The organism is Pacificibacter sp., assembly GCF_039769035.1.
In the GTDB taxonomy this organism is placed as follows: domain Bacteria; phylum Pseudomonadota; class Alphaproteobacteria; order Rhodobacterales; family Rhodobacteraceae; genus Celeribacter.
The window spans coordinates 1-7418 of sequence record NZ_JBDMZG010000001.1 but is presented as its reverse complement, the minus strand read 5'-3'; the positions used below and the strand labels follow the sequence as shown (position 1 = coordinate 7418).

Below are 7418 nucleotides of genomic sequence, written 5' to 3'. Positions count from 1 at the left end.
TTGATGAAGGGGGATCTGACATGATCGATACCCTGATGCAGCCGTTTCAATTTGGGTTCATGCAAAACGCCTTTTGGATCATCGCATTGATCGCGCCGCCAACTGCGCTTTTGTCGTGCTTTTTGGTGCTCAAGGGCTGGGCCTTGATGGGCGATGCTGTGAGCCACGCGACGCTTCCAGGCATTGTTTTGGCGTGGATCTTGGGATTGCCCTTGATCGTTGGCGCGTTTGTTGCAGGCATGGCCTGCGCAGTGGCGACAGGGTATTTGTCGGATCATAGCCGCGTGAAAAAGGACACCGTGATGGGCGTTGTTTTTTCCGGCATGTTTGGGCTTGGCATCGTCATGTACACGTCAATTACGACCAACGAGCATCTCGACCACGTGTTGTTTGGCAATATGCTGGGCGTGGGCGCGCAAGACCTTTGGGTCGCTGGCAGCATTGGTGCGTTGGTGACGGTGTTCTTGGTGCTCAAATGGAAAGACTTGCTGCTGCACGCCTTTGATCCTGCGCAGGCGCAAGCATCGGGCCTCAACACTTGGATTTTGCACTACGGCTTGCTCGCGGCTCTGTCGTTGGTGATTGTCGCGACGCTGAGTTCTGTGGGCTTGATTTTGGCTGTCGCTTTGTTGGTCACGCCCGGCGCGATTGCCTTTTTGGTCGCGCGCAGTTTTGGGCCGATGATGATAGTCTCGGTCGCTGTGTGTGCCTTTGCCATGAGCGCGGGCACCTATGCGAGTTTCTTTTTGGACAGCGCGCCTGCACCGACGATTGTTCTTATTCTCACGGCTGTGTTCATTGTCGCCTTTGTGCGCCGGATGATGATCACGAAACGCATGTCGCAAATCGCCGCGCGCGCGGCTGTTTGAAGGTGCTTTAGGCCCAAAGTTTGGGCGGGCAGAGCCCTTGTCGGCAAAATGCTAAAGCCGTGTCATGCAAGGGTCATATTGGGTGTCCAAAGCTTAACGCGCATTCGCTGTTGAATGCAGCTTGGGTGAGACATCAATCATGGTTGAATTTAATCCATTGTCTTTTGTGCTTGGTTGTTTGTTTGAGCCGTCAAAGTCGGGAATTCGCGCGACACTGCGGTTGGGGTTTCGGGCGTTGCAGCGTGCAATTGCGCAAAAATAGTCCTGAAGTAAAAATCGAGCGTGGCAGTCCACAGTGAAACAATCGGGGGGTGCGTGTCCCTCAGATGTGGCGATTTGCGGATCTGATTTTTGATCATTTGCTACGTGCGGCATCTTATGCGCGCAGGTGGCTTACTGCGATATACGATGCGGTGACAAATTTGTCCGGCATCGGTGGACTTATCCCGTGGTGATAGGGGCACTTGGTGGCTGATGGATATGGAACGACGCAGTCCATTGATGCGCGGACGCATGCTCGGAACGATTTTCTAACTTGGCATCAGATAATCGCCTTGTGTCTTTGACTGGCATAGGATGAAATAAGAGCATGAAAAAGAATATGTGGAATGTGAAGACCCCGTTTTTCCGACCAATGTGGCGGCGCCTGCTGGCCTGTGTGTTGCCGGCGATTTGGGCTGTGGTGGAACTGACAATAGGCAACCCGATGTTCGGTGTCTTGTTTGTGGCCTGTGCGGGCTATCTCGCGCACCAGTTCTTTATTGTGTTCAATCCGGATGACTATACACGCCCACCGGATGTCTAAGCTTTCACAACGACGGGCGGCGACTCGTATTTTGAACTTGTCCTGCCCAGATTTGCATGTGCAGCCCATTTGCGAGGCCTCTGTGAGCGTGATGTAGCGCTATTCTTCGCTTGCATGGACTAAGATTTGTGACCGGTAAATGAGTGATATCAAGCCGATTATGATAAAATTGTCTGAAAATCAGCATATCGGTTTGCACTAGCTTGAAAAACAAAAGAACATTGCGCAAGTACAAGACTTCTTGCGCTCTTGCGGCTCCTCGATGGTCTTACTAAGACTCGAGTAATATTTCCGCGCTAACCATCAAAAAGACAGATTAGAGGCAGCGACTGATGAAAGACCCGATTGATACATACATGAACACGCTCGTTCCAATGGTTGTGGAACAAACCAGCCGTGGTGAGCGCTCATATGACATTTTCTCACGCCTGCTGAAGGAACGGATTATTTTCCTCAACGGGCCAGTGCACGACGGCATGTCGTCGTTGATCTGTGCGCAGCTTTTGTTTCTTGAGGCGGAAAACCCGACCAAAGAAATCTCAATGTACATCAATAGCCCTGGCGGCGTTGTGACCTCTGGACTGTCGATCTACGACACCATGCAGTACATCCGCCCGAAAGTGTCCACCTTGGTCATGGGGCAGGCCGCATCTATGGGGTCGCTTTTGTCGACTGCAGGCGAAAAAGGCATGCGTTACGCGTTGCCGAATTCCCGCATTATGGTGCACCAGCCATCTGGTGGCTACCAAGGGCAGGCGACGGATATCATGATCCACGCCCAAGAAACGCAAAAGCTCAAAGATCGTTTGAACGAAATCTACGTCAAACACACGGGTCAAAAAATGAAAGCCGTCGTCGATGCGCTTGAGCGTGACAACTTTATGTCGCCACAAGACGCAAAAGACTTTGGTTTGATTGATGACATCGTGGAAACACGCGAGCCGCTTGCCGATCCGGCTTAAATTTTAGCGATCCTGCCTGTGCTGTGTGCACAGGCGGGATTTTGGCATTGTGCCCGCAAAACGGCTGTCCTACACTTCTTGAAAGACGCCTATTTGTTGATCCACTTTGGGTCAACTTTACCAAATTCAAAGGCCACAGGCCTTAGGGGAAACGAATGACGAACTCGTCCAGCGGTGACAGCAAAAATACGCTCTATTGCTCTTTCTGTGGAAAAAGCCAACATGAAGTGCGCAAGCTCATTGCAGGGCCGACAGTGTTCATCTGTGATGAGTGTGTCGAACTTTGCATGGATATCATCCGCGAAGAAACCAAATCTTCGGGTTTGAAAGCTTCCGAAGGTGTGCCTTCTCCAAAAGAAATCTGTGGTTTCCTTGATGACTACGTGATCGGTCAATCTACCGCCAAGCGCGTGTTGTCCGTTGCTGTTCACAACCACTACAAACGCCTCAATCACGCCAGCGATGGCTCGGGCGATATCGAATTGTCCAAGTCCAACATCTTGCTGATGGGACCGACTGGCTGTGGTAAAACGCTTCTGGCACAAACACTTGCGCGCATTCTTGATGTGCCGTTCACCATGGCTGATGCGACCACATTGACCGAAGCGGGCTATGTTGGCGAAGATGTTGAAAACATTATTCTCAAATTGCTTCAGGCGTCTGAGTACAATGTTGAACGGGCGCAACGCGGCATCGTTTACATCGATGAAGTCGACAAAATCACCCGCAAATCCGACAACCCGTCGATCACACGCGATGTGTCGGGTGAGGGCGTGCAGCAAGCGCTGCTGAAAATCATGGAAGGCACCGTTGCCTCCGTGCCTCCTCAAGGCGGTCGCAAGCACCCACAGCAAGAATTCTTGCAAGTGGACACAACGAACATCTTGTTCATCTGTGGCGGTGCGTTCGCGGGTCTGGATCGCATCATTGCGCAGCGCGGCAAGGGCACGTCCATCGGCTTTGGTGCTGACGTGAAAGAATCTGAAAGTCGCGGTGTTGGCGAACTGCTTGGCGAACTTGAGCCAGAAGATTTGCTGAAGTTCGGTTTGATCCCTGAATTCGTCGGTCGTTTGCCTGTTCTTGCGACACTTGAAGATCTCGACGAAGACGCATTGATCACTATTTTGACACAGCCAAAGAACGCATTGGTCAAACAGTACCAGCGCTTGTTTGAGTTGGAAAAAACGAAACTGACCTTCACTGAAGACGCATTGTCTGCCATCGCCAAACGCGCGATCGAGCGTAAAACCGGTGCACGTGGTTTGCGTTCCATCTTGGAAGACATCTTGCTCGACACGATGTTTGATCTGCCAGGCATGGATAACGTCAGCGAAGTTGTGGTCAACGAAGACGCTGTGAACACTGCGGCGCAGCCTTTGATGATCTATTCCGAGGAAGAACAAAAAGAAGCCAACGCGGGTTAAGCGCAGCTTCGATGATTGAAATTTGGGCCCCTGCACGCATGTGCTGGGGCCTTTGTCTTTTGCGGTGTGTTGTGGCGCGATAAGTACACACGTAGATCGCGAGAATTGGCCGGTTGTCCCCGTGTTTGCTGCCAATCCTCTGGACCTTGCGGGTACAATGGTTCATAGAAAGAGCAACACAATTCGAAAGGCTTCCCAATGGGCATTCTGAACTCTGCTTTGCGCGCACTGGTCTGGTGGAAAGATCAAACGCTCGGTACTCAAATTTTTACATGGCGTAACGGCATCAAAGTTGGCGACGACGCGCAAGGTAATATTTATTATCGCGACAAGGACGACAAAAAGCGTTGGGTCATTTACAACGGTGAAGTCGAAGCCTCTCGCATTAGCCCTGATTGGCACGGCTGGATTCACCACACGTTTGACGAAGCGCCTGGCACCACACCACTTGAGCACAAGGTTTGGGAAAAGCCACACGTTGACAACCAAACAGGCACTGCTGCGGCTTACGCGCCTGCTGGGTCCATCCGTCGCGCGCGTCCTGCGGACCGTCGCGACTACGAGGCATGGCAGCCCGAATAGATGTCACAAAACAAGACAGAAGTCGCCGTTGGGGCAGGGGTTCTCGCGCTTGCGCTGGGGATCTTGATCTATGCGGGTCAAGCCACTGGATTCGCCAGTGGGTCGGACGACCACTACACTTTGACTGCGTCTTTCCGGTCTGCTGAAGGTGTGGGCGTTGGCACCGATGTGCGCCTCGCAGGCGTTAAGGTCGGCACCGTGACGGATCTGACCTTGGATCACACCAGTTTTCGCGCGGAAGCGGCTTTGTCTTTGGATAAAGACATTGTTCTGCCCGATGATACCGCTGCCTTGATCGCCTCTGAGGGGCTTCTCGGTGGCAATTTTGTTGAGCTTATCCCTGGTGGATCTGCGTTCAACTTTGAAGACGGGCAAGTCATCGCTGACACGCAAGGATCAGTGAGCTTGATCAATCTTCTTTTGAAGTTTGTCACGGCAAGCGGAGACGGATGATGCGCTCAGCTTTGGTTGGATTGTGCTTTGGTTTGGCCTCTGCGACCGCAGTTTGGGCGCAAGAGAACACGCTTGGTGACGACTTTCAAACGGGCATAGATCAAATCATTGTTGCGCCGCTCGACGGAAACGGTGGCCTTTCGTTCGAAGGTTTACAGCGCCTTCCTATGATTGCTGATCAAGACTTCGCCCAAGACATCACCACCGAAACGCGTACCGTGGTGACGGCGGGTTCGGGTTTGAATTTGCGTGCACTCGACAAGCTGACGGGTGACGTGCAAGACCTTCCCATTGCGGTTGGGCAGACCGCAGTCTTTGGGCGCATTTCCGTCTATCTTGCGGATTGCCGCTATCCAGAAGGCAACCCAGCGGGCGACGCTTTCGCCTATCTTTTGGTGACGGCCGAAGGTGAAGACGCGCCGGTTTTCTCTGGCTGGATGGTTGCCTCAAGTCCTGCATTGAATGCGATGGACCATGCGCGTTATGACATTTGGCCGCTCACCTGTAGCACGTTCTGAGGCGTGAGCGGGGTCGGCAAGGCCTCGATGTCGGCGCGGTGTTGCAGCGCCTTATTCAGCAAAACATGATAATCCGCACGCGCAATTTCAATCGCGCCAAGCGACGCCAAATGCGGCGTGATGAATTGCGTGTCAAACAACGTAAAGCCCGTCGCGCGCAGCCTTGCGACCATATAGGCCAGCGCCACTTTTGATGCGTCTGTACGCCGCGAAAACATGCTTTCGCCAAAAAATGCGGTGCCGAGCGTGAGCCCGTAAACCCCACCCACCAAGTCGTCGCCCTCAAACACTTCTAGTGAGTGGCAAAACCCAGTTGCGTGTAGCTGACGATACAGATCGAAAATCGTGTCGTTGATCCACGTCTCAGGTCGATCCGCGCAGCCTTCGACTACGGCGTCAAAAACAGTGTTGAAGCGAATTGTGAACCGTTCGGAGCGGATGGTTTTGGCCAAAGACCGAGAGATGTGAAACTGGTCTAGTGGAAAGATGCCGCGATCTGTTGGATCGACCCAAAACACCTCTGGATCGTCCTTGCTATCAGACATCGGAAAGACGCCATTGGCATAGGCGTTCAGCATCATTTGCGGGGTCAGTGTCACGTGGTCCATAAGGTATCTACCCGCAAGCTCGTGAGAAAGGGAATAGGCAAAAGAAAAGGCCGCCCGAAGGCGACCTTAAATCTGCATGTTCAAAGCGTTAGCTTAGGTTCTTGTCGAGCCACTTTTCCAGCCAGTGAATGTTGTAATTCCCTGTCTGGACGTCCTCTTCTTGCAAGAGCATGTCAAACAGCGGCACGGTTGTGTCGACACCGTCAACGATCAATTCACCCAAAGCGCGGTTCAAGCGCGCCAAAGCTTCTGGGCGATTGCGGCCATGCACGATGAGTTTGCCAATCAAACTGTCGTAGTAAGGCGGGATTGAATAGCCGTCGTACAAGGCGCTGTCCATCCGCACTCCAAGGCCGCCAGGCGCATGGTATTGCGTGATTTTGCCAGGGCAAGGAGAGAAGTTCGGCAGCTTTTCAGCGTTGATCCGGACTTCGATTGCGTGGCCATTGAGCACAAGCTCGTCTTGCGTGAAGGACAGTTTTTCGCCAGCTGCAACAAGGATCTGTTCACGAACAAGGTCTTGGCCAAAAATGGCTTCTGTCACAGGGTGTTCCACCTGCAAACGTGTGTTCATCTCGATAAAGAAGAACTCGCCATCCTCGTAAAGAAATTCGACTGTACCGGCACCTTTGTACCCCATCTCAGCGATGGCATTGGCACAGATGCTGCCAATGCGCGCGCGTTCTTCGGGTGTGATGCAGGGGCCAGGGGCCTCTTCGAATACCTTTTGGTGGCGACGCTGCAAAGAACAATCGCGTTCGCCCAAGTGGACGCCGCCGCCTTGACCATCGCCGAACACTTGAACTTCGATGTGGCGTGGCTTTTGGAGATATTTCTCCATGTACACTTCATCATTGCCAAAAGCGGCTTTTGATTCTGAACGGGCCGTGCGGAAAGATGTTTCCAGCTCGTCTTCGTTCAAAGCCACTTTCATGCCGCGACCACCGCCGCCAGCTGTGGCTTTGATGATGACAGGGTAACCCATCTCAGCGGCCGCTTTTTTGGCGGAAGCCACATCCGGAACGCCACCGTCAGACCCTGGAACAATAGGAATGCCCAGCTTTTGCGCGGTTTCTTTCGCGGTGATTTTGTCGCCCATCTGGCGAATGTGCTCAGCGGACGGGCCAATGAACGTCAGGCCGTGGTCTTCAACGATCTGCACGAATGCCGCGTTTTCAGACAGAAAGCCATAGCCCG

Annotated in this window: 9 protein-coding genes; 7 read left to right on the top strand and 2 right to left on the bottom strand. The window is 52.9% G+C overall.

Annotated features, from left to right (window positions below; translation table 11 throughout):
- The first annotated feature begins 20 nt into the window (after positions 1-20).
- From ABF287_RS00045 to ABF287_RS00015, 7 genes are all read left to right on the top strand, one after another.
- Positions 21-869 carry a metal ABC transporter permease gene (locus tag ABF287_RS00045; RefSeq protein WP_347182982.1) on the top strand — a complete coding sequence of 283 codons (849 nt, stop codon included), beginning with the start codon at positions 21-23 and terminating at the stop codon, positions 867-869.
- Positions 870-1458: 589 nt separating this feature from the next.
- On the top strand, positions 1459-1674 hold the full coding sequence (locus ABF287_RS00040) for a DUF3329 domain-containing protein (RefSeq protein WP_347182981.1): 216 nt from the start codon (positions 1459-1461) through the stop codon (positions 1672-1674).
- Between the two features lie 332 nt (positions 1675-2006).
- Positions 2007-2636: an ATP-dependent Clp protease proteolytic subunit gene (locus tag ABF287_RS00035; protein ID WP_347182980.1), complete on the top strand. Its 630-nt coding sequence runs from the start codon at positions 2007-2009 to the stop codon at positions 2634-2636.
- A gap of 155 nt (positions 2637-2791) precedes the next feature.
- Complete coding sequence (gene clpX, locus ABF287_RS00030) at positions 2792-4060, top strand: ATP-dependent Clp protease ATP-binding subunit ClpX (protein WP_347182979.1); 1269 nt, start codon at positions 2792-2794, stop codon at positions 4058-4060.
- Between the two features lie 198 nt (positions 4061-4258).
- Positions 4259-4642 (top strand): NADH:ubiquinone oxidoreductase subunit NDUFA12, encoded by a 384-nt coding sequence (locus ABF287_RS00025; protein WP_347182978.1) that lies wholly within the window; start codon positions 4259-4261, stop codon positions 4640-4642.
- On the top strand, positions 4643-5095 hold the full coding sequence (gene mlaD / locus ABF287_RS00020) for an outer membrane lipid asymmetry maintenance protein MlaD (protein ID WP_347182977.1): 453 nt from the start codon (positions 4643-4645) through the stop codon (positions 5093-5095).
- Entirely contained in the window at positions 5092-5613 is a 522-nt protein-coding gene (locus ABF287_RS00015; protein WP_347182976.1) for a DUF2155 domain-containing protein, read from the top strand. Before mlaD ends, ABF287_RS00015 begins: the two co-directional genes overlap by 4 nt.
- On the opposite strand, the gene aat is transcribed toward ABF287_RS00015, so the two are convergent.
- Both aat and ABF287_RS00005 read right to left on the bottom strand, forming a co-directional pair.
- A complete protein-coding gene (gene aat, locus ABF287_RS00010) occupies positions 5577-6221 on the bottom strand; it encodes a leucyl/phenylalanyl-tRNA--protein transferase (protein WP_347182975.1) in 645 nt (214 codons plus the stop codon). The two genes, ABF287_RS00015 and aat, sit on opposite strands and share 37 nt — an antisense overlap.
- A gap of 88 nt (positions 6222-6309) precedes the next feature.
- A partial coding sequence (locus ABF287_RS00005) for an acetyl-CoA carboxylase biotin carboxylase subunit (RefSeq protein ID WP_347182974.1) occupies positions 6310-7418 on the bottom strand: 1109 nt, incomplete at its 5' end.

Bases quoted from the DNA above. Each gene is read 5' to 3' on its own strand.
- mlaD (WP_347182977.1), top strand. From the start codon at position 4,643: ATGTCACAAAACAAGACAGAAGTCGCCGTTGGGGCAGGGGTTCTCGCG.
- ABF287_RS00040 (WP_347182981.1), top strand. From the start codon at position 1,459: ATGAAAAAGAATATGTGGAATGTGAAGACCCCGTTTTTCCGACCAATG.
- clpX (WP_347182979.1), top strand. From the start codon at position 2,792: ATGACGAACTCGTCCAGCGGTGACAGCAAAAATACGCTCTATTGCTCT.
- aat (WP_347182975.1), bottom strand. From the start codon at position 6,221: ATGGACCACGTGACACTGACCCCGCAAATGATGCTGAACGCCTATGCC.
- ABF287_RS00015 (WP_347182976.1), top strand. From the start codon at position 5,092: ATGATGCGCTCAGCTTTGGTTGGATTGTGCTTTGGTTTGGCCTCTGCG.
- ABF287_RS00035 (WP_347182980.1), top strand. From the start codon at position 2,007: ATGAAAGACCCGATTGATACATACATGAACACGCTCGTTCCAATGGTT.
- ABF287_RS00045 (WP_347182982.1), top strand. From the start codon at position 21: ATGATCGATACCCTGATGCAGCCGTTTCAATTTGGGTTCATGCAAAAC.
- ABF287_RS00025 (WP_347182978.1), top strand. From the start codon at position 4,259: ATGGGCATTCTGAACTCTGCTTTGCGCGCACTGGTCTGGTGGAAAGAT.